We start from the raw sequence: 21,227 nt of genomic DNA, 5'->3' as shown, positions 1-21,227 counted from the left end.
GTGATTCGCAAAGTATTGCTGGCCTTGGCCAGTTGCGTGCTATTGGTGGCCCTGTCGCTCGGCTTCGCTGCGTGGCGTCTGCATGCTGCGCTGGAGCAGCCGCTGCAACTGGATCAGGAGCAGGTAATCAACGTGGCGCCTGGCTCCACGCCTGGTGGCGCGCTCAAGCGCCTGGAGGCCGATGGTGTAATCGACGGCGCCTTCTGGCTGCGCCAGTACTGGCGCATGGAGTTGAACCGTCAGGCCCTGCATAGTGGCGAATACCGTCTCAAGCCTGGCCAGACTGCACGCGATCTGCTGGGTATGTGGGTGCGTGGCGAAGTGGTGCAATACAGCATCACCCTGGTCGAGGGCTGGAGCTTCCGTCAGGTACGCGTAGCACTGGCCAAACAGGAGGCGCTCAAGCAGGAACTCGCCGAACTCGATGACAAGGCCCTGATGGAGCGCCTTGGCTACCCGGGGCTCAGCCCGGAAGGGCGTTTCTTCCCGGACACTTATCGGTATATCCGTGGCATGAGCGACCTCGAGCTGCTCAGGCAGGCCAAGGAGCATCTCGATCGCGTGCTTGATGAGGAATGGCAGAAACGTGCTGCCGACCTGCCTTACAAGGAAGCCGACGAGGCTTTGATCATGGCCTCGATGGTGGAGAAGGAAACCGGCGTGCCCGAAGAGCGTGCACAGATCGCCGGGGTTTTCATCCGGCGCCTGGCCTCCAGCATGCGCTTGCAGACCGACCCCACGGTCATCTTCGGCCTGGGCGAGCGTTACCAAGGCAAGTTGAGCCGTGCCCATCTGAAGGAAGTGAACCCCTACAACACCTACCAGATCGACGGCATGCCGCCGACGCCGATTTCCCTGGTGGGGCGTGAGGCCATCCACGCTGCGCTCAACCCACAGGACGGCAAGAGCCTGTATTTCGTTGCCCGTGGGGATGGTAGCCACGTCTTCTCCGATACCCTCGAAGCACATAATCGTGCGGTTGCGCAGTACCAGTTGAAGCGACGTGCCGACTACCGATCGAGCCCGGCCCCGCAGCCCAAGGACAAGAAGGAAACCCCGTGAGCGGTTTGTTCATCACCCTCGAAGGCCCGGAAGGCGCCGGTAAAAGCACCAACCGCGAGTACCTGGCCGAGCGCCTGCGTGAGCAAGGCCTCAATGTCGTGTTGACCCGTGAGCCAGGCGGTACGCCGCTGGCCGAGCGTATTCGCGAGCTGCTCCTGGCTCCGAGCGAAGAGAACATGGCCAGCGATACCGAGTTGCTGCTGGTGTTCGCCGCTCGGGCCCAGCATCTGGCCCAGGTGATCCGGCCTGCCCTGGCCCGCGGCGATGTGGTGCTGTGTGATCGATTTACAGATGCCACCTACGCCTACCAAGGCGGCGGCCGTGGCCTGGACGAGTCGCGGATCGCGTTGCTGGAGTCCTTTGTCCAGGGCGCGTTGCGCCCATCCCTGACCCTGGTCTTCGATCTGCCGGTCGAGGTCGGCCTTGCCCGCGCGGCGGCACGGGGCAAACTGGATCGTTTCGAGCAGGAGGGGCGAGCTTTCTTCGAAGCTGTCCGGGCGACCTACCTGCGTCATGCGGCGGCGGAGGCCGAGCGTTATCGTGTGCTGGATGCGGCCCAGACGTTGAGCGACGTACAACACGCTATCGATGGTCTGTTGCCGGAGATTCTGGAGCGCATCCGTGGCTGAGGCCTATCCCTGGCAGGAAAACCTCTGGCAGCAGTTGGCGAGCCGCCAGCAGTACGCTCACGCCTATCTGCTGCACGGGCCGGCCGGGATCGGCAAGCGCGACCTGGCCGAGCGCCTGATGGCGCGCCTGCTGTGCCATAAACCGGGGCTCGATGCCTGTGGTGATTGCAAGGGGTGCCACTTGCTGGCTGCCGGCACTCATCCGGACCGTTATGAGCTCAAGCCGGCGGAAGACAAGAAAACCGTCGGTGTGGACGATATCCGCGAGTTGATCTCATTCGTCAGCAAGACTGCCCAACTGGGAGGGCGCAAGGTCGTTCTGGTTGCCGAGCCGCCCGCTGAAGACATGACCCTGGCTGCCTCTAACGCATTGCTGAAAAGCCTGGAGGAGCCGGCAGGGGAAACCATCCTGTTGCTGCTCAGTCATCAGCCGAGCCGTTTGTTGCCGACGATCAAGAGCCGCTGCGTGTTGCAGGCCTGTCCGTTGCCGAGCAGGTCGCAAAGCGAGGCTTTCCTCAAGAGTCGTTTGCCGGAACTGGGCGAGGCCGAGTGCAGTGAGCTGCTGGCATTGTCGGCAGGCTCGCCATTGACGGCATTGCGTCTGCATGTGGCTGGCGTGCGTGATCAGCGTGCTGCGGTAGTCGACGGGGTGAAGAAGCTGCTCAAACAGCAGGCCGGCGCCAGCCAACTCGCGGAAGGCTGGAAGGCGCTGCCGTTGCCGATGCTGTTCGACTGGTTCTGCGACTGGGCGCAACTGATGCTGCGTTATCAACTGACCCGCGACGAAAATGGCCTCGGCTTGGAAGACATGCGCAAGGTGGTCCAGTATCTGGCGGACAAGACACCTCAGCCCAAACTACTGGCGATGCAGGACTGGTTGCTCCAACAGCGCCAGAAAGTCCTGGGAAAAGCCAACCTGAACAGTGTCTTGCTTCTCGAAGCGCTACTCGTGCAGTGGGCAAGCCTGCCAACTGCGAGATAGAATCCCGGCTCGGAGCGTCGTAAACAGACTTTAGGAAGATCCATGAGCTTGCCACCCAATCTCGGCCCGCGTAACGGAATCCTGTCCCTGACCATCAAGGACAAGTCCGTCCTGTATGCCGCATACATGCCGTTCATCCGCAATGGTGGCCTGTTCATTCCGACCAGCAAGAGCTACAAGCTCGGTGACGAAGTGTTCATGCTGCTCAATCTGATGGACGAGCCGGAGAAGATCCCGGTTGCCGGTAAGGTCGTCTGGATCACCCCGAAAGGTGCCCAGGGCAACCGCGCCGCAGGAGTCGGCGTACAGTTCAACGATGGCGACAATACCGCGCGCAACAAGATCGAAACCTACCTGGCCGGCGCGCTGAAGTCGGACAGGCCGACGCATACCATGTAAGGGCAAGCTGGAAGCCGTGCCCACAGACTTGATTCTCTTCCAGCCTAAGACATTCCCATGCTCATCGATTCCCATTGCCACCTCGACCGCCTCGATCTCGACCTGCATGGCGGCTCGCTCGATGCTGCGCTGGACGCCGCGCGTAACCAGGGTGTCGGCCATTTCCTGTGCATTGGCGTAAGTGCCGAGAACGCTGCGACGGTCAAGGGCATCGCGGCGCGTTATGCCGATGTGGATTGTTCGGTGGGTATTCATCCGCTGGATCTTGAGCCCGGCGCTGAACCCGCGCTGGACTGGTTGCTTGGCGAACTGAACGATCCCCATGTGGTGGCGATTGGCGAGACTGGCCTGGATTATCACTACGAGCCCGAGGCGGCTGAGTTGCAGCAGGCGTCGTTTCGACTGCACCTGCAAGCTGCCCGGCACACTGGCCTGCCAGTGATCGTGCATACCCGCGCGGCTCGTGCCGACACACTGGCGTTACTGCGTGAGGCGGCCTTGCCGCAGGCCGGCGTGCTGCACTGTTTCACCGAGGACTGGGCGATGGCCAAGGCCGCGCTGGACCTGGGTTTCTATATCTCGTTGTCCGGTATCGTCACCTTCCGCAATGCCGATGCCTTGCGCGAGGTGGCCCGGCAAGTGCCTGCCGATCGCCTGCTGGTCGAGACGGATTCCCCCTATCTGGCGCCGATTCCCTATCGAGGCAAGCCAAACCTGCCGCAGTACGTACGCGAGGTCGCAGAGTTCCTGGCCCGCTTGCGCGGCGAGGACTTCGACGTGTTTGCCGAGCAGACCAGTGCGAACTTCAAGCGCCTGTTCCCCCTGGCCCGCGTGGCGGGTTGAAGCAGGCGCAAGCACGGTTCCCTCTTGTAGCTTCAAGCCGAAACGGTGACAGATCCCAAGTCCATGCCCAAAAAAAGCCCGGATCCTCGGGGGATGAATCCGGGCCAAGACCATTAGGAGTAATCGGGCATACGGTACGCGTAGCCCATGCCGGCGCGGCACTTAGGGGGGGCATGCGGCACGCCGACATTCTGAGTATGGCCAGTGCCTGTCAGTCTGTTGTTCACTTCTTAAACAATTTTGGAATACTGGCGAGCCTGCTGAGCACTCAGGCGCCTGCGAACTGTTGTATGACGGCCAGGGCTTCATCCAGCACGGCAAATGGCGTGTAGAAGTGTGGCGAGAAGCGCACGCCGGGACCGCGTTGGGCGCAGACCACCTGCCGTTCCTTCAGCGCTGCGAACAGCTCCTGATTGCTCCTGCCATCGAGGCTGAAAGTGATGATGCCGGCACGGCGTTCGGCTTGCAGTGGGCTGTGCAGACGAATGTTGGCGATACGTTGCAGGCCCTGTTGCAGATACTCGATACGGGCCTCGATGGCGCTTTCCACCTGGGGCATGCCGACTTCTTCGAGCAGCGACAGGCTGGCCTCCAGGGCCATGGCCCCGAGCATGTTGGGGCTGCCGCACTCGAAGCGTCTGGCGCTGCGCGCGGGCTGCCAGGCCTGGCTGTCGTAGTTGCCGGCGTTCTCCAGCATGTGCCAGCCGTATTCATGCAGTTTCAATCGTGCGCGCAGATCGGCGCGGCAATAGAACACACCGAGTCCTTCCGGGCCGAGCATCCATTTGTGCCCGTCGGCCATGGCGAATGCACAGCCGTTGGCCTGCACGTCGAAAACCTGGGCACCGAGTTGCTGGATGGCATCGATACAGAACAGCACATCGTGCTGGCGACAGCCTTCGCCGAGGCGCTGCAGGTCCAGGCGCAGGCCACTGGCGTACTGCACGGCACTGATCGCCAGCAGGCGCGTTCGTGGGGTAAAGGCGGCCAACAGGTTTGCCTCGGGATCGTCGCCGCGCAGGCTGACCTGAATGACTTCGACGCCGAGCGGGGCTAGGGCCTCCCAAACGACGCGATTGGAAGGAAACTCCTCGTCGCTGATGACGATCTGCTCACCGGCTTGCCAGTCCAGGCCGAAGGCCACGAAGGACAAGGCCTCCGAGGTATTCTTGACCAGGGCGATATCGGCCTTGCTCGGGGCGTTGAGCAGTTGTCTGAGACGCTCACGCAGGCGATTTTCCAGCACCAGCCAGTCCGGATAATCGCGTGCGCCGATCAGTACATTCTGCTCGGCGAAGGCCTTGACCGCGTCTGCCGTGCGCTTTGGCCAGGGCGCCACGGCTGCGTGATTGAGATAGCGCAGGCCGGGAACCTGCGGAAATTCGTGGGCAAATTCCGACATAAGGGCTAATGATCCGTGCAATTTGATGCCGAGTAGGCATAATTGGAAACTTCAAAGTTACTTCTCGCAGTCACTTTATGAATAAAGAACCACGCAAAGTCCGTGAATTCCGCCGCCGTGAGCAAGAGATCCTCGATACCGCGTTGAAGCTGTTCCTTGAGGAGGGCGAAGACAGCGTTACGGTCGAGATGATTGCCGATACCGTCGGCATTGGCAAAGGCACCATCTACAAGCACTTCAAGTCCAAGGCGGAAATCTACCTGCGCCTGATGCTCGACTACGAACAGGACCTGAACACGCTGCTGCATTCCGCCGATGTCGACCGTGACAAGGAGGCGTTGTCGCGCGCCTACTTCGAGTTCCGCATGCGCGACCCGCAGCGTTACCGTCTGTTCGACCGCCTCGAAGAGAAAGTGGTCAAGGGTAATCAGGTGCCGGAGATGGTCGAGCAGCTTCATTCGATCCGCGCCTCCAACTTCGAGCGGCTGACCCTGCTGATCAAGGGGCGCATCGCCGAGGGCAAGCTCGAAGACGTGCCGCCGTACTTCCATTACTGCGCGGCCTGGGCGCTGGTGCACGGGGCCGTGGCCCTGTATCACTCGCCGTTCTGGAGCAATGTATTGGAGGATCAGGAAGGTTTCTTCCAGTTCCTCATGGACATCGGCGTGCGCATGGGCAACAAGCGCAAGCGCGACCCGGAAACACCGGCCATCTGAGTTCGTTCCAGGCGTCTAGCGTCGATTCTGCGCGGCCTGCAACAGCGATATACTGCGCCACATATATCGCTGGAGCATGCCATGATCGTTGATCGCCAAGGCCGACGTTTTCGCAATTTGCGTGTCAGCCTGACCGCCGCCTGCAACTACGCCTGTACCTACTGCGTGCCCAACGGCAAGCGGCTGGTGGCGGCGCAGGACGAGCTGTCGGCCGATGCCCTAGTGCGCGGTGTCGCCTACCTGATCGAGGCGGCGGGTATCGAACGCCTGCGTATCACCGGCGGCGAGCCGCTGATCAGCCCTAAGTTCGACGACTTTCTCTCCCAGGTCGCTCGCCTGGACCTGGACGACATCAGCCTGACCAGCAACGGCCAATTGTTGTCGCGCAAGCTGCCGGTGTTGCTGGATAACGGCTTGCGCCGTCTGAACGTGTCCCTCGATACCCTCGACGCCGAGCGCTTTCGCGGCATTGCCCGAGGCGGCGACCTTGCCACTGTGCTGCGCGGGCTGGACGAAGCCGCGGCAGCGGGAATGAAGATCAAGGTCAACATGGTGCCGCTGCATGGACATAACCATGACCAGGTGCTGCCGTTGCTCGACTACTGCCTGGAAAGGGGCTTCGAACTGCGTTTCATCGAACTGATGCGCATGGGCCATCTGGCGCGCGATGCCAATGGTTTCCAGCAACAGTTCTTCGGCCTCGACGACCTGCTGGCGCTGATCGCCGAGCGCCATACCTACGTCCAGGCATCCGCACCGCTGGATGCCACGGCGCAGCGCTATGAAATCCCCGGTCGAGGCTTCTTCGGTGTCATCGCCAATGAGAGCGTACCGTTCTGCCGGACCTGCTCGCGCCTGCGCCTGTCTTCGACCGGCTGGCTGCATGGTTGCCTGTCGTCGAGTAACCGCCACTACATCGGCGACCTGCTGGACAAGCCGCGTCATGAGGCCTTCCCGGCCTTGCAGCGCCTGCTGGTTCGAGCGCTTGGCGACAAGCAGGAGGTGGCATTTTCAGGCGGTGCAACGATCATGAAGATCATCGGCGGCTGATTGGCGCGGAAGCTGCATTGAGGTGCTATCTGCCGGTTTTCCGTCGCCGGCCCTGGAGGACCTTCGATGCGTAGCTTTTTCCTGACCCTGGCGCTGACCGCATTGAGTGGCTGCATGAACGTCAGCGACATGGCCTCGAGTGCCGAGTATCACCTGCGTGATGCCGGCGTGCTGGACCACAGCGATACGCGCCGCTCGAATAACTTGAGATTGCAGCCTGACTCCTTCGTGTTCATCGCCCAGAGCCCGTTCGTTCCGCCGGGCAAGAGCTACCCCAGGCCCAACGTCGTCGCGGAGGAAGCGTTCAAGGCCTTCGTCGAATACTTCCCGCTGGTGCGTCGTGCGGCCGGGCCCGAAGGCCTGGACGCGGCAATGAACGAGGCGCGTACAGTCGGCGCCCACTACTTGCTCTACACCCGCTTCGCCGCAGCCGATGACCGCATCGGCAATATGGAGGAATGGGAGGACGAAGAGGCGCTGGACCGTCTTGGCGTCGACACCAGCGTCATCCAGTTGATGCTGATCGAGACCAACACCCGCTATATGGTCGATAACGCGCGTATCCGCAATCGCGGTGGGATTCTGACGATGTACGACAATGCGCCCCAGGATTTGCTGCACCAGCCATTCGATCAATATGCCCAGAGGCTGCTCGGCGTTGGCCAGCCTTCGCGTTGATTGGGCATACTGGCCGTCGATACTTTCCCTGGAGTAGACGATGAGCCAGGCCAACGACCTGCTGGCGCAGATTCCCAAGACGGAAAAGGGCCTGCCGCCGGTGCACCTGTGGAATCCGGATTTCTGTGGCGATATCGACATGCGCATCGCCCGCGATGGCACCTGGTATTACCTGGGGACGCCCATCGGGCGCAAGCCGATGGTCAAGCTGTTTTCCAGCATCATTCGCCGTGATGGCGACGATTACTTCCTGGTTACGCCAGTGGAAAAGGTCGGCATCAAGGTCGACGACGCGCCTTTCGTCGCGGTGCTGCTCGAGGTCGAAGGGCAGGGCGAGCGGCAGGTGCTGCGCTTCACCAGCAATGTCGACGAGTTTATCGAGGCGAGCGCCGAACATCCGTTGCGGGTCGAGATAGATCCCGACACCGAGGAACCTTCGCCCTACCTGCTGGTGCGCAGCAACCTCGAAGCGCTGGTGCATCGCAACGTGTTCTATCAACTGGTCGAATTGGCCGTGCCCCGTGAAATAGACGGGCAGCAATGGCTGGGCGTCTGGAGCAAGGGTGTGTTTTTCAGGATCGGTCTCGTTTAGCGATCCTGCACGTCTCGTTCCGCCATCGACGAATTGCTACCGGATCAAATGTTCTGCCCAATCCGCCAGAGCACACCCGCTGGATCGTCGATCACGAAATCACGCATGCCCCACGGGCGATCTTCCGGTGGCAACAGGCGCACCTCGAAACGCTCGGCGATATTTTCAGTGGTGACGTGGCGCCACCAGGCCTCCACATCCTCGACCAGCAAATGCATCATGAAGTTCTTTGCCAGTTCTTCGACGTAGTAGTTCTGTAGCAGGAAGCTGCAACTGCCGTGGTGAAAGTAGGCCAGTTGCTCATCGCTCCAGGGCATCTGGAAACCGAGGGCCTGGTAGAAGGCTTTGGAGCGCTCGAAATCCCTAGCCGGAACGAATGCCTTGAGTTCGACGGTGGTGAGGTTTTCCATGCCTGCTCCGGTGAATCGAAGAAGCTGGGAGTCTATCGAAACGCAGTAGCGAATGCCCACGGCGATGTCGCGTAGCGGCTATCCGGGATTGTGCGTCTGGTGCTGCCGTGTAGATAATGAGAGTAATTACCATTGGTGCATGGTGCCGTCTTGTCCGACTCCGCCGATTCACGCTCGAACCTCGCCGAACTCTACAGCGCCAATCATCGCTGGCTGCGGAGTTGGATCTATCGCCGTGTGCAATGCCCGGACGATGCTGCCGACTTGGCCCAGGACACCTTTCTCAGGGCGCTTGGCGCACCGCAGTTGCCCAGCCTCAAGGAGCCGCGTGCCTTTCTCGCTACTGTCGCCCGGCGTCTGTTGATCAACCTGTTTCGTCGTCGTGCACTGGAGCGGGCCTATCTCGAAGAGCTGGCGCAGCAGGTCGATGGTTGTGTGCTCGGCGAAGAAGAGCGCCTGCTGGTACGTGAAGCGCTCGAACAGATCGACCGGCTTCTGGATGGGCTCCCCGTTCGTGCCCGCCACGTATTTATCCTGCATCGCCTGGAAGGTCTTTCCCAGTCTGTTATCGCTGCACAATTGAACCTGTCTTTGGCCACCGTGGAGCGTGATCTGCGCCGTGCCTACTTGCACTGTTTGAGCGAGCGCCCCGAATGAGCGACAAAACGGATGACCGCTTCAACGCTGAAGCGGTGGATTGGTTGCTGCGCCTTGAGAATGCGACGGACAAGCAAGCGATCCAGCAGGCATTCGAGCAATGGTTGGCGAGTGGTGTGCAGCAGCAGGCTGCCTGGCAGCGAGTCAACGGTCTGTTGAGTGCGCCCTTGGCAGACCTGCAAGGCATCGAGCAACTGCAACCAGGCCACACCCGTATGGCGAGCCGGGCCTTGATCGCAGGGCCGCAATTGTCGCGCCGTAGCATGATGGGGAAGGGGTTGGCGCTGGTGCTGCTCGGAGCGGGGGGGCTTGCTTTGGCCAATCGTGCGGCTCCCCTGGGGGACCTGCTTGCCGATAGGCGCACCTCTACCGGTGAGCGTCGCCGATTCACGTTGGCTGACGGTAGCCAGTTGAGCCTGAATGCACGCAGTGCTGTCGATCTGCGCTTCGATGGACAGCAGCGTGTCGTCGTATTACGCGCGGGCGAGTTGCAGGTCGACGTCGCCGCTGACGTGAATCGGCCGTTCATCGTCATGACCCGCGAGGGGCAAGTGCGTGCGCTGGGCACGCGTTTCACGGTGATCCAAGAGGCGGGTTCGAGCCTGGTCGTGGTGCAGCAACACAGTGTGTTGATGACGCCTGAAATGGGGGCTGCGCTGCGTGTCGAAAGTGGCCAGGCACTGCGTTTCGACCGTCAGGGCGGAACGTTCGTCGAACCTTCGCTGCGCACGTGTGTGGATTGGCTGGAAGGGCGTATCGAAATGCGCGATGAGCCGCTGGGCGACCTGATCGCCGCCCTGCGTCCTTACCGCACCGGCCTGTTGCGTGTCAGTCCTGAGGCGGCGCGGATTCGTGTCTATGGCACCTTCCCGCTGGATGACGTGGACAGGACCTTGCGCTCATTGGCCGAGACCTTGCCGATCCGTGTCGAAACCATGGGTTTCTGGCTGACCCGTATCGATGTGCAATAACGCATGAGGGTGTTTCGCATTTCGGGTGTCCTCGTTGTGAAGTAACCATAACGAGCCAACCTTCATGTCATTCACATCGCTTCGTCCCAACCTGCTTGCCCTGGCCATCGCACTCGGCAGCAGCCTGTCTCCCTATGCCCTGGCCGAGGGCGCGCGCCAGGTCTTCGACATTCCCGCCGCGCCCCTGGGCGAAACCCTGAGCCGCATCGCCCGGGAAACCGGCCATGTGCTGTCGGTAACGCCCGAACTGCTGCGTGGTAAACAAGCGCCTGCCATCCAGGGCGAAATGACCGAGCAACAGGCTGTCGAGCAGGCCTTGCAGGGCAGCGGCTTGCGCCTGGGCGTCACGCCAGGCGGCACCTGGAATCTGTACCCGGCCGCTGAACAGGGCGCGCTGGAACTGGGCGCTACCACCGTGGGTGGAACGCTGCTGGGCGCGACCACCGAAGATACCGGTTCCTACACCACCGGCCTGACCAGCACGGCGACCAAGCTCGGCCTGTCGCTGCGGGAAACGCCGCAATCGGTCAGCGTAGTGACGCGCCAGCAGATGGACGACCAGAACATGCAATCCCTGGAGGACGTGGTCAAAGCGGCGACGGGGGTGAACACCGTCAAAGGCTACGGCACCGAGCGGCCTTTGTATTACTCACGGGGCTTCCAGGTCAGCGACCTGCAGTTCGACGGTGTGCCGAGCAGTATCTCCGAAGACTTCTCCATGGACGTGCTGTCCGGCAACAACATGGCCATCTACGACCGGGTGGAAGTCGTTCGTGGCGCCAATGGCCTGTTACAGGGCGCTGGCAATCCGTCAGCGGCGATCAACCTGGTGCGCAAGCGGCCGACCGACAGCTACAAGCTGAAGGCTGAGGTGAGCGCCGGTTCCTGGGACAACTACCGTGCCCAGGTCGATGTGGGCGGGCCGTTGAACGAGCAGGGCACGCTACGCGGACGTACCGTAGTGCTCTACAACACCGGTAACAGCTACGTCGATCGTGCCGAGAAGGACAATCAACTGTTCTATGCCATCGGTGAGGCTGATCTGAGCGACTCGACCACCGTCAGCCTGGGCACTGTGTTGCAGAGGGACTATCACGATGGTTATGACTGGGGCGGCTTGCCAACACGCAGTGATGGCAGCTTTTATCCGTTCTCGCGCTCGACCTCCATGGCGGCCGACTGGAACCATCTGAACAAGCTGAATCGCACACTCTTCGCGGACGTGAAGCATCAGTTCAATGACGACTGGAAGCTGACCGTGAACGCCAGCACGACCTGGTCCAATGCCGACTTCCTGGCGTTCTACGGCTACCATCAGGCCGGTGATAACACACTGCTCTACACCAACGACACCAAGTACGATCAGGCACAGACCAGCATCGACGCCACGCTCAATGGCCGTTTCGAGTTGCTCGGGCGCAAGCATGAGCTGGTGTTCGGTGCCAGCGCCCGGCGTGACCGGCTGATCAACGAATCGCGCTACAACGCCAACTCGATCACCGTCGATATTCCGACCTACGATCCCGCAACGGTGCCCGCGCCGGTCTATGCCTATGAGCGCATGGCCTACCGCAACACGCGCAAAGACGAGGGGCTTTATGGCGCCGTACGCCTGAACCCGCTCGACGACCTGCACCTGATTGCCGGTAGCCGCATGAGCTGGGTGGATTACGAGTCCAAAGGGCCGGATGAGAGTGACCGTTTCACCGAGAACGCCAAGCTGATTCCCTACGCCGGTGTGGTCTACGACCTCGATGAGGCCACTTCGCTGTATGCCAGCTACACCGAAATCTACAAGCTGCAAGACAACTACGACGTAGCCAACAAACTGCTCCAACCGATGACTGGCAGCAACTACGAAGTGGGCTTGAAGAATGAGTTCCTCGACGGTCGCCTGAATACTGCTATCGCCCTGTTCCAGGTCGACCTCGCCCATATGCCGGATGAAGTGGTGGGCTCGCCGAGAGTCTGTGGCCCTGGCCGATCCTCGCGTTGCTACGAGGAGGGCGGCAAAGTGCGCAACCGTGGCTTCGATGTGGAGGTCAGTGGCGAGATCCTGTCGGGCTGGAATGGTGTGCTCGGTTACACCTACAGCCACCCGGAATATGTCACCGGGACCAAGAAGGGCACCCTCTACGCCACCGAAACCGGCCCGCAACGCCTGTTCAAGCTGGCGAGTACCTATCAGCTACGCGGACCGCTGCAGGATTGGCGCGTGGGCGGCAACGTCTACCACCAGAGCCGCATCTATCGTGGCGCGGTCGAGCAGGGCGCCTACAACCTCGTGGACTTCAATGCTCACTACAGGGTCAGCGACAGTGTCAGTGTGCAGCTCAACCTGAACAATGCCTTCGACAAGAAGTACTACTCGTCGGTGTACGACAGCAGTGGTGGCAACTACTTCGGCGCGCCGCGCAACTTCGCGATTACCTTGCGCTACGAGAACTGAGGCTCTGGGGGGCTGTTTCCGTTTTGGCAGAAGTGCCTGCTATGAGGCAACTGCGGACATTCGTTATTCCCCCGTCATTCCCGCGAAGGCGGGAATCCAGAAGCGCTTTTTTGGGTTCCCGCCTGCGCGGGAATGACGGCTAAACACACCGCGTGGTCATCGCACGAGCATCCGCTCTTGCCTCAAAACTGCCAGTGCAAAATACCGAAGACTGGACGAGAGGACTTGGTGATTTTTCTGTCGCTCGGCCTTTCAGCTCCTGGCGTTTCTATCGACGTGTTTAACGCGGATACAGCGGCGGCAGCGGGCTCGGCTCGCTCTGGTGCTGCGGTGTTTCCAGCGGTGGCAGGGTGCGGATCGCTTCCCAGAGTTGCGTGCCTTGCCAGTGCTGGCCGGTTTCGCTGTAGAGCGAGCCGTTGAGGCCGTCCAGCGCCTCGGAGAGCGGGGCGAAGCGGGCGGCCATGTCGGCCAGGGTTTCCGGCTGCTGGCGCGCCCAGGCATCGAGGGCCTGACGGGTGGCCTGGGTGTCGTTGGCCTGGCAGGCGCGCTTGAGGTCGTCGAGCAGGGTGCGTGGGCTGGGGCCGCTTTGTGCCGTGGGCAGGATCGCTGGCTGGCGGCGCGCGTGCCACCACAGGCCGAAGCCGAGCAGCGTGGTCAGGGTCAGCACCAGGCAAGCCAGTTGCCAGGGCCAGAGTGGCGGGCCTTCGACTACCGTGGCAGGCGCCGTTTCGACCGGTGCCTCGGCAACCAGGGCCGGGTTCTCGGCAACTTCCAGGGTGCGCGCGGGCAGGCTGGTACGTTCCAGCTTGTCCTGCTGGGTGTTCCACCACACCACCTGCAACTCGGGCAGCTCGATACGACCACTGCGGCTGGGCACCAGCGCTTCGCGGTCCTCGCGGATGCCGATGATGCTGCGTTCCTTGCTTTCGTTGCTCAGTTTGGGCTGGTCGGGATAACGCCGCAAGCCATCGGCCTGGCTGGTGGGCAGCGGCGGCAACTGGGCGCTGGACAGGCCCTCGGCGCGCAGGGTCACGCTGCGGGTCAACGAGTCGCCGGTACGGACTTTGTCCGGCTCCGGGCTCCAGCTTTCCGACAGGCTCAGGGAACTGGCCGGCAGCCACGGCGCGTCGGCCGGATAGTCGGCTGGCTTGGCTTTGACCGTCAACGGGATTTCCGGTGACTTGACCTGATGCATGCGCCCGTAGCGCGGGCTGAACGGATTGTAGAGGTCGTTCGCTGGGGCGCTCTGCATCACGTTGGCGCTGAAGGTCTGTGACGGAATGGTCAACCGGCCGCTCTTCTGCGGGAAGATCGAATAATGCAGTTCGATGACGTCGTAGGGCGTGCCGTTGAGGGTCTTGCGGTAGTTGTCGGGTTCGCCGAGCTGTTCGATGCGGGCGTCTGGCATCAGGAGCTGGGTCAGGCTGCGGTCGCTGATCGTCAGGTCCGGCGAGGAGTAGATGCGCAGGGTCAGTTGCGCCTGGGCCTGGACGTAGACACTCTCGGCATCGAGGCTGGCGTCGATGAAGATCGGCGCCAGTTTGTCGCTGCCGCGCTGGGCATTGGCCTGGGTGATTTCCAGTTTGATCGGCTGGCTGCTGGCCTCGCCGAGCTTGAGTGGCGGGATGATCACGAAGCCGCTCTGCTTGGGCATCAGGGTGATGATCCAGCGCGTGGTCGCCTGGCTGCGTCCGCCATAGGTGGACAGGTTGTTTTCCTGGCGCGTGCTGAGGATGTCGAATTGTGGCTGCAGGGGCGCGAGGTCGGGCTTGCCGAACACCGTGGCGTCATCCGATTGCAGGGTCAGTTCGAGGCTTTCACCTTCGCCGAGATGTTCGCGATCCACCGAGGCGGTCAGGGTCTGCGCGCTGGCATGCAGGGCCAGCAGGCTGAGGAGTAGTGCGCAAAACAGGCGAGTCATCGGTTCTGTTCCTGGCGGCGTTGCTGTTCGTAGAGAAACTTGCGCCGCAGCAATTCGCCCGGCTCGTCGGGGATTTGCCGCAACCATTGTTCCAGGGCGTCGCGGCGTTCGTCGCTGAGGGCTTCGCCAGCTTCGGCCCGAGCGGGTTTCGGGGCGTCCTGAGATTGCTCGCCGCTCTGGGCAGGCTGTTGCTGGGCTTCGTTGTTCTCAGGTTTTGCCTGGGGCTGCTGGGGCGTCTGCTGGCCCTGGCGGTCCTGATCCTGAGGCTGCTTCTGCCCGGTCTGGCCTTCGTCGTTTGGTTGCGACTGATCGCTTTTGGGCTGCTGCGATGGCTGCGGCTTATCGTTCTGCTGTTGTTGCGGCGCTGAAGACTGCTGTTGGTCCTGCTGCTGTGAATTCTGCTTCTGCTGCTGTTTCTGCTGTTGCAGGAGCTGTTCGACCAGGGCCTTGTTCTGTCGTGCGGGCAGCAGGTCGGGTTGTTGTTCCAAGGCCTGGTCGTAAGCGTCGATGGCTGCTTCCAGCTCGTTGCTCTTGGCCAGGGCGTTGCCGCGATTGTAGTGGGCGGCAGCACTGTCGCCCTGGGCGAAGCGCGCGGCCGCCGCCGGGTAATCGCCGGCGCGGTAGAGGGCTTCGCCTTGCCATTGCGGGTCTTCGAAGCGGCTGGCGGCCTCCTTGGGCTTTTCTGCCTGGAGCAGGCGCTGCCCCTGCTGATCGGGGCGCAGCCACAGGTCGTCGAACTCGAAGGCATAAGAAGGGCGAGGGGCCAGCAGCACCAGCAGTGGCAGGCAGAACAGCCAGCCCCGCCGGCCAGCGCAGGCGGCCAGCAACAGCAGGGGCAGGAGTAGCCAGTAGCCCTGGTCGGCCCAGGCGCTCAGGCGCGTCGGTTCGCCATCTTCGCGCAGGCTGCGGGGGCCATCGAGCAGGCCCAGGCTTTTCAGGTCGCGGTCGTCGAAGGCGATGGTGCGATAGCGCCCTCCGACTTCGTCGGCGAAACGGCGCAAGCCTTGTTCGTCCAGGCGTGGCAGGAGGATGTTGCCGCTGGCGTCTTTCATCAGGCTGCCGTCGTCGCTTTCGATGGGCGCGCCCTGGGCCGTGCCGATACCGAGGATGTTCAGTTTGTTCGAGTGACCGGCGAGGGCCTGGCGAATGCCCTGGCGTTCTTCGTCGCTGAGTTCGCTGCCGATCAGCAGCAGACGCCCACGGCCTTGGGCGCCCTGCTTGAGCAGTTCGATGGCGCGGGTTACGCCAAGGTCGGCGCGGCGCCCGGGGGAGGGCATGATCGAGGGCCTGATCGCTTCCAGCAGGTTATTGGTGGTGGCCAGGTCGTCGGACAATGGAATCAGGGTGTGGGCGCTGCCGGCGAAGACGACGATGGCGGTCTGCGCCTCGGCGCGTGCCTGGATCAGGTCGAGCAGCTTGCGCTTGGCCTGTTCCAGGCGATTGGGCGGCACGTCCTTGGCCAGCATGGTCGAGGACAGGTCGAGAATGATCACCAGCGGATCGGCGCGTTTCTGGCTCGGTTGTTCGATGCGCTGCCAGCTCGGGCCGAGCAGGGCCAGCAGGGCCAGCAGCCAGGCCAGGCCGAGGGCGATCCAGGGCAGGCGGCTCTGGCGCTGGTTGCCGCCACTGAGCAGGACCGCCTGGAAGGCCGCAGGCAGCAACAGTTGCCAACTGCCGCTGCGCCGCTCGCGATGCCAGATGCGCCAGAACAGCCAGACCAGCAAGGGCAGTAGTAACAGCCAGAGCGGGCGCAACCAGTGTGGCCAGATCACGTCCATCGGCTACGCCTCCTGATCCGGCCGAGCAGGTCTTGCCAGCCGTGCGGCCAGACCTGCCGGGCCACCAGCAGCAGGCTGAGCAGCAGCGCCACGGCCAGCGGCCAACTGTAGAGGGCCTGGGCTGGCCGGCTGTTGGTCGGGTTCTGCAGGGCCGGTTCGAGTTGGTCCAGGGTGCTTTCGATATCTTTCAGCTCGTCGCCGCTGCGGGCGCGGAAGTAGCTGCCGCCGGTCTGTTCGGCGATGGCGGTCAGGGTCGGCTCGTCCAGGTCGACGCCGGGGTTGAGGCCGAGCATACCCATCACGCCGCTCTTCTGCGGGTCGGCACCGATGCCGATGGTGTAGATCCTCACGTGCTCCTCGGCGGCCAGGCGGGCGGCGGTAAGCGGGTCGATCTCCCCCGCATTGTTGGCACCGTCGGTGATCAGCACCAGCACGCGACTGTCGGCGGGGCGTTCACGCAGGCGCTTGACCGCCAGGCCAATCGCATCGCCGATGGCGGTCTGCGGGCCGGCGATGTTGATCACCGCTTCGTCGAGCCAGGCGCGTACGGTGCGCCGGTCGAAGGTCAGCGGTGACTGCAGGTAGGCGCGGCTGCCGAACAGGATCAGGCCGACGCGATCGCCGTGGCGTCCTTCGACGAAGTCGCCGAACAGGTTGCGCACCAGTTCCAGGCGCGAGGTCGGTTTGTCGTTCCAGCGCATGTCGGCGTAGGACATCGAGCCGGACACGTCCACCGCCAGCAGCAGGTCGCGACCGCTGGTCGGCAGCGGCAACGGTTCGCCGACCCATTGTGGCCGCGCGGCGGCTGTCAGCAGCAGCAACCAGAGCAGCAGGAATGGAACCTGCTGGCGCCAGGCCGACAGGTTGGCGCGGGCGCGCCGGCCGCTGAGCCCTTCGAGTTCATTGAGGAAGCTGACCTTGAGCGCCGCCTCGCCGCTGTCCGCGCTTGGCAGGATCTGGCGCAGCAGCCACGGCAGTGGCGCGAGCAGGAAAATCCAGGGCCAGGCGAACTCAAACATGTTTGCGAATCCAGGTTTCGACGGACTGCTGCAAGCCATCGATGGCCTTGTCGTCGAGGATGCAGTTGCCGCGATAGGTGCCTTCGACCAGCACCATCCAGCGGGTCAGGCCCGCGGCGGTGCAGCGTGTGTCGAGGAACGCCAGCCAGGCCCGGCCACTGAGGGTATGGCTGTTGTACTGCGGGTAATGGGCGCGGCACAGGCGCTTGAGCAACGCGTTGAGTTGCTGCAGCCAGGGCCCGGCCTGCTGACCGTCATAAGGTCGCTGCAAGGTTTTCAGTTCATCCAGCGCCGCCAGGCGCAGCGCGTCGAGTGGTTGTTCCGCAGGGGCATGGCGACGGCGTCGCGGCAGGCGTCGGCGCAGCAGCCACAGCCCCCAGAGCAGCAGCGCCAGGAGGATCGGCAGCAGCCACCAGCCCGGTGCTGGCGGCCAGGCGCTGATCGCGGGCGGGGCAATGGTCGGTTGCAACTGGTCGAGTGGGCTCACGAGCGGCGCCCCGGGTTGAGGTGTTCGCGCAATTGCTCGACCAGTTCGGCAGTGGTCGATAGCGGCATCAGCGGCACACCGAGTTTCTGGGCCAGGCGCTGCCAGCGGGCCTGGCGCTGTTCGGCCTGGCCCTGATAACTGCTGCGCAGGTCGGCGTTGTGGGTGTCCAGCTCCAGTTGTGCGCCACGTTCGGCGAAGCGCAGCAGGCCCGCGGCGGGCAGGGCATGGTCCAGAGGGTCGGACAGCGGCAGCAGCAACAGGTCGGTATGCCGGGCGAGCAGGCTGAGCTGTTGCTCGGCGGCATCGTTCAGGGCGCGTTCGTCGCACAGGATGATCGCCAGGCTGCCGGGACGCAGCACTTCACGGGCGCGACGCAGAGCCAGGCCGAAGGTATCGCGCTCACCAGGCGATTCGCTGTGCAGCGCCTGGTTCGCCCGTGCCAGGCGGTTGAGCAGTTGCAGCAGGCTCTGCTTGCTGCGCCGTGGCTTTATTTCGTGATGCTCGGCGTCGCCGAAGACCAGGCCGCCGATGCGGTCGTTGTGGGCGAGGGCGGCCCAGCCGATCAGTGCGGCGGCCTGGGCCGCGAGCACGGATTTGAATTGCAGGGCGGAGCCGAAGAACAGCCGTCGGCTTTGCTCGACCATGATGAAGATCGGCCGCTCGCGCTCCTCATGGAACATCTTGGTGTGCGGTTCCTGGGTGCGCGCGGTGACCCGCCAGTCGATGGTGCGCACGTCGTCGCCAGCCTGGTAGACGCGCACCTGGTCGAAGTCGACGCCACGGCCGCGCAGCTTCGAATGGTGCAGGCCGATCAGCGGGCTGCGCCGCGCCGGGGTCGAAAACAGATGGACTTCGTGCACGCGATGACGCATCTCGATCAGCTCGGCGAGACTGACCCGGATACCGGGCGGCGTGGGCTGGACGTTCATGCTGCTGGCGCCTGCCTCAGGCGACCGCGACCACATCGAGGATGCGCTGGATCACCCGGTCCTGGTCGATGCCGGCGGCTTCGGCCTCGAACGACAGGATGATGCGATGGCGCAGGGTGTCGAACAGCATCGCCTGGATGTCTTCCGGGCTGACGAAATCACGCCCGGCCAGCCAGGCGTGGGCGCGGGCGCAGCGGTCCAGGGCGATGGAGCCACGCGGGCTGGCGCCGTAGGCGATCCACTCGGCCAGCTCGGCGTCGAACTTGGCCGGGGTGCGCGTGGCCATGACCAGCTGCACCAGGTATTCCTCCACCGCATCGGCCATATAGAGGCCGAGGATTTCCTTGCGCGCGGCGAAGATCGCCTGCTGGGTCACCCGGTGCTCGGGCTTGGCTTCACCGTTGAGCGCATCGCCGCGAGCCTGGGCGAGGATCTTGCGCTCCACGCTGGCGTCGGGGAAACCGATCTTCACGTGCATCAGGAAACGATCGAGCTGGGCCTCGGGCAGCGGGTAGGTGCCTTCCTGCTCGATGGGGTTCTGCGTGGCCATGACCAGGAACAGCGGCGACAGGTCATAGGTGCTGCGTCCGACCGAGACCTGGCGTTCGGCCATGGCTTCGAGCAAGGCGGACTGGACCTTGGCTGGCGCGCGGTTGATCTCGTCGGCCAGCACCAGGTTATGGAAGATCGGCCCCTGCTGGAACACGAAGCTGCCGGTTTCCGGGCGGTAGATCTCGGTGCCGGTGATGTCGGCCGGCAGCAGGTCGGGGGTGAACTGGATGCGGTGGAATTCGGCCTCGATACCTTCGGCCAGTTCCTTGATCGCCTTGGTCTTGGCCAGGCCCGGTGCGCCCTCGACCAGCATGTGGCCGTCGGCGAGAAGGGCGATGAGCAGGCGGTCGAGGAGTTTTTCCTGGCCGAGAATCTGGCTGGCGAGAAAATGCCTCAGGGCGAGCAGCGCCTCACGATGTTCCATCGACTTGCTTCCTGGAAGGGGACTGACGGGTCGCCTGGGCGGCGAACGGGCGCCTACTTTAATCCATTGCCTGGTGCCGGTGCACGCTTCCATCCAGGCGGCAGCGCGCCAGTGTGCACGGTGCCGCAAAGCGTGGGAAAGGCCGCATGTGACAGCCGTTGTGGGCGGTTGTTTCAGGCCCGGCCTGAAAAATTCCACAGGCAAACGGCGACAGCGGCCAATGCGTGGCTCTGGCACAATGCGCGCCGTTTCCCGTTGCTGCCGAGCGCGCGCCCATGACCGACCAGTCCGTTGCCATCCGTATCCAAGCCCTGGCTCCAGCCTTTGCCGAGGCTGCGCAGGCGTGGGCGTCGCGCCTGGCGTTGCCGCTCGACGGTGAGGCGGAGTTCGCCTTGCAGGTCGGTGACCATGGGTTGCAGATGGTCGATCTGGGGCCTCAGGCACCGGGGCCGGTGAGGGTCGACTTCGTCGAGGGGGCGGTGGCGCATCGGCGCCAGTTCGGCGGCGGCAGTGGGCAGATGATCGCCAAGGCTGTTGGCATCCAGCCGGGCGTGCGCCCCACGGTACTGGATGCCACGGCGGGCCTGGGGCGCGATGCCTTCGTACTCGCCAGCCTCGGCTGCGAGATGAAGCTGATCGAACGTCAGCCAATCATTGCTGCGCTGCTTGAGGATGGCTTGGGCCGCGCGCTGCGGGATGCCGAGGTCGCTCCCATCGCCGCGCGGATGACGCTGCATTGCGGTAACGCCATCGAGCTGATGGCCGCCTGGCAGGGCGAGGCGCCCCAGGTGATCTATCTCGACCCGATGTTCCCCCATCGTGACAAGAGCGCCCTGGTGAAGAAGGAAATGCGCCTGTTCCGCCCTTTGGTCGGCGACGATCTCGACGCCCCGGCGCTGCTCGCCGCCGCCCTGGCCCTGGCCAGCCACCGGGTAGTGGTCAAGCGCCCGCGCAAGGCGCCGATCATCGAAGGTGCCAAGCCGAGCCATGCGCTGGAAGGTAAATCGAGCCGTTATGACGTGTATGCGAAGAAGGCGCTCAAGGGCTAGCAGGCTGTTGAAAAACTACCTGCGTTGGCAATCCTGCGTTAAAAACGGCCTCAAAATGCTCATTTACAGCTTGTAAACTCCGCTTTTTCGGCCGTTTTTGCCTTGTCTTTCCTGCCTCACCTACGTTTTTCAACGGCCTGCTAGCTGACCATGGCTGCTAACAGGCCTGGAAATGAAAAAGCGAAGGCGCGCACGGGGCCCGCTTTCGCTTTTCGTGGTTGCTCGAAG

At 63.1% G+C, this 21,227-nt stretch carries 21 protein-coding genes; 13 read left to right on the top strand and 8 right to left on the bottom strand.

Annotation, left to right across the window (positions count from 1 at the left end; all coding sequences use genetic code 11):
* Genes mltG through ACSZPK_RS09130 form a run of 5 tightly spaced genes read left to right on the top strand, consistent with a single transcriptional unit; the run spans position 1 to position 3,915 of the window.
* Positions 1-1,062 carry an endolytic transglycosylase MltG gene (gene mltG / locus ACSZPK_RS09150; protein ID WP_437881144.1) on the top strand — a complete coding sequence of 354 codons (1,062 nt, stop codon included), beginning with the start codon at positions 1-3 and terminating at the stop codon, positions 1,060-1,062.
* Positions 1,059-1,691 (top strand): dTMP kinase, encoded by a 633-nt coding sequence (gene tmk / locus ACSZPK_RS09145; RefSeq protein WP_437881143.1) that lies wholly within the window; start codon positions 1,059-1,061, stop codon positions 1,689-1,691. Before mltG ends, tmk begins: the two co-directional genes overlap by 4 nt.
* Positions 1,684-2,673 (top strand): DNA polymerase III subunit delta', encoded by a 990-nt coding sequence (locus ACSZPK_RS09140; RefSeq protein ID WP_437881142.1) that lies wholly within the window; start codon positions 1,684-1,686, stop codon positions 2,671-2,673. The genes tmk and ACSZPK_RS09140 overlap by 8 nt, the downstream gene beginning before the upstream one ends.
* 42 nt (positions 2,674-2,715) lie before the next feature.
* A complete protein-coding gene (locus tag ACSZPK_RS09135; protein WP_068826636.1) occupies positions 2,716-3,072 on the top strand; it encodes a PilZ domain-containing protein in 357 nt (118 codons plus the stop codon).
* Between the two features lie 57 nt (positions 3,073-3,129).
* Positions 3,130-3,915 carry a TatD family hydrolase gene (locus tag ACSZPK_RS09130; protein ID WP_437881141.1) on the top strand — a complete coding sequence of 262 codons (786 nt, stop codon included), beginning with the start codon at positions 3,130-3,132 and terminating at the stop codon, positions 3,913-3,915.
* 268 nt (positions 3,916-4,183) lie between these two features.
* On the opposite strand, the gene ACSZPK_RS09125 is transcribed toward ACSZPK_RS09130, so the two are convergent.
* Complete coding sequence (locus ACSZPK_RS09125) at positions 4,184-5,317, bottom strand: aminotransferase class V-fold PLP-dependent enzyme (protein WP_437881140.1); 1,134 nt, start codon at positions 5,315-5,317, stop codon at positions 4,184-4,186.
* A gap of 77 nt (positions 5,318-5,394) precedes the next feature.
* Here ACSZPK_RS09125 and ACSZPK_RS09120 point away from each other — a divergent pair, with 77 nt between their 5' ends.
* The 4 genes from ACSZPK_RS09120 (at position 5,395) to ACSZPK_RS09105 (ending at position 8,353) form a co-directional block, all read left to right on the top strand.
* The gene (locus tag ACSZPK_RS09120) at positions 5,395-6,033 is read left to right on the top strand and encodes a TetR/AcrR family transcriptional regulator (RefSeq protein WP_437881139.1); all 639 of its coding nucleotides are present in this window, start codon (positions 5,395-5,397) and stop codon (positions 6,031-6,033) included.
* A gap of 81 nt (positions 6,034-6,114) precedes the next feature.
* Positions 6,115-7,083, top strand: coding sequence for a GTP 3',8-cyclase MoaA (locus ACSZPK_RS09115; RefSeq protein ID WP_437881138.1), 969 nt, complete (start codon positions 6,115-6,117; stop codon positions 7,081-7,083).
* Positions 7,084-7,149: 66 nt separating this feature from the next.
* A complete protein-coding gene (locus ACSZPK_RS09110) occupies positions 7,150-7,761 on the top strand; it encodes a DUF4823 domain-containing protein (protein WP_437881137.1) in 612 nt (203 codons plus the stop codon).
* A gap of 40 nt (positions 7,762-7,801) precedes the next feature.
* A complete protein-coding gene (locus tag ACSZPK_RS09105) occupies positions 7,802-8,353 on the top strand; it encodes a DUF1285 domain-containing protein (protein ID WP_437881136.1) in 552 nt (183 codons plus the stop codon).
* Between the two features lie 44 nt (positions 8,354-8,397).
* On the opposite strand, the gene ACSZPK_RS09100 is transcribed toward ACSZPK_RS09105, so the two are convergent.
* Positions 8,398-8,763 (bottom strand): VOC family protein, encoded by a 366-nt coding sequence (locus ACSZPK_RS09100; RefSeq protein WP_437881135.1) that lies wholly within the window; start codon positions 8,761-8,763, stop codon positions 8,398-8,400.
* 150 nt (positions 8,764-8,913) lie between these two features.
* Between ACSZPK_RS09100 and ACSZPK_RS09095 the strand changes: the two genes are divergently transcribed.
* The 3 genes from ACSZPK_RS09095 (at position 8,914) to ACSZPK_RS09085 (ending at position 12,840) form a co-directional block, all read left to right on the top strand.
* Positions 8,914-9,420 carry a sigma-70 family RNA polymerase sigma factor gene (locus tag ACSZPK_RS09095; RefSeq protein WP_437881134.1) on the top strand — a complete coding sequence of 169 codons (507 nt, stop codon included), beginning with the start codon at positions 8,914-8,916 and terminating at the stop codon, positions 9,418-9,420.
* Positions 9,417-10,391 carry a FecR domain-containing protein gene (locus tag ACSZPK_RS09090; RefSeq protein WP_437881133.1) on the top strand — a complete coding sequence of 325 codons (975 nt, stop codon included), beginning with the start codon at positions 9,417-9,419 and terminating at the stop codon, positions 10,389-10,391. Before ACSZPK_RS09095 ends, ACSZPK_RS09090 begins: the two co-directional genes overlap by 4 nt.
* 64 nt (positions 10,392-10,455) lie before the next feature.
* Positions 10,456-12,840: a TonB-dependent siderophore receptor gene (locus ACSZPK_RS09085; protein ID WP_437881132.1), complete on the top strand. Its 2,385-nt coding sequence runs from the start codon at positions 10,456-10,458 to the stop codon at positions 12,838-12,840.
* A gap of 280 nt (positions 12,841-13,120) precedes the next feature.
* Here ACSZPK_RS09085 and ACSZPK_RS09080 read toward each other — a convergent pair whose 3' ends face one another.
* From ACSZPK_RS09080 to ACSZPK_RS09055, 6 genes are read right to left on the bottom strand one after another with little or no spacing between them, the layout of a single operon-like run.
* Positions 13,121-14,761 (bottom strand): BatD family protein, encoded by a 1,641-nt coding sequence (locus ACSZPK_RS09080; RefSeq protein WP_437881131.1) that lies wholly within the window; start codon positions 14,759-14,761, stop codon positions 13,121-13,123.
* The gene (locus tag ACSZPK_RS09075; RefSeq protein WP_437881130.1) at positions 14,758-16,539 is read right to left on the bottom strand and encodes a VWA domain-containing protein; all 1,782 of its coding nucleotides are present in this window, start codon (positions 16,537-16,539) and stop codon (positions 14,758-14,760) included. Before ACSZPK_RS09075 ends, ACSZPK_RS09080 begins: the two co-directional genes overlap by 4 nt.
* On the bottom strand, positions 16,530-17,558 hold the full coding sequence (locus ACSZPK_RS09070) for a vWA domain-containing protein (protein WP_437881129.1): 1,029 nt from the start codon (positions 17,556-17,558) through the stop codon (positions 16,530-16,532). Before ACSZPK_RS09070 ends, ACSZPK_RS09075 begins: the two co-directional genes overlap by 10 nt.
* A complete protein-coding gene (locus ACSZPK_RS09065) occupies positions 17,551-18,045 on the bottom strand; it encodes a DUF4381 domain-containing protein (RefSeq protein WP_437881128.1) in 495 nt (164 codons plus the stop codon). Before ACSZPK_RS09065 ends, ACSZPK_RS09070 begins: the two co-directional genes overlap by 8 nt.
* Positions 18,042-18,974, bottom strand: coding sequence for a DUF58 domain-containing protein (locus ACSZPK_RS09060; protein WP_437881127.1), 933 nt, complete (start codon positions 18,972-18,974; stop codon positions 18,042-18,044). Before ACSZPK_RS09060 ends, ACSZPK_RS09065 begins: the two co-directional genes overlap by 4 nt.
* Positions 18,975-18,990: 16 nt before the next feature.
* Positions 18,991-19,950, bottom strand: coding sequence for an AAA family ATPase (locus tag ACSZPK_RS09055; RefSeq protein WP_437881126.1), 960 nt, complete (start codon positions 19,948-19,950; stop codon positions 18,991-18,993).
* 275 nt (positions 19,951-20,225) lie between these two features.
* Here ACSZPK_RS09055 and ACSZPK_RS09050 point away from each other — a divergent pair, with 275 nt between their 5' ends.
* A complete protein-coding gene (locus ACSZPK_RS09050) occupies positions 20,226-20,999 on the top strand; it encodes a class I SAM-dependent methyltransferase (protein WP_437881125.1) in 774 nt (257 codons plus the stop codon).
* Positions 21,000-21,227 lie beyond the last annotated feature (228 nt).

The sequence above is a fragment of the Pseudomonas sp. LRF_L74 genome, assembly GCF_965644255.1.
Lineage (GTDB): Bacteria > Pseudomonadota > Gammaproteobacteria > Pseudomonadales > Pseudomonadaceae > Aquipseudomonas.
This window is presented reverse-complemented; position numbering and strand designations above follow the sequence as displayed.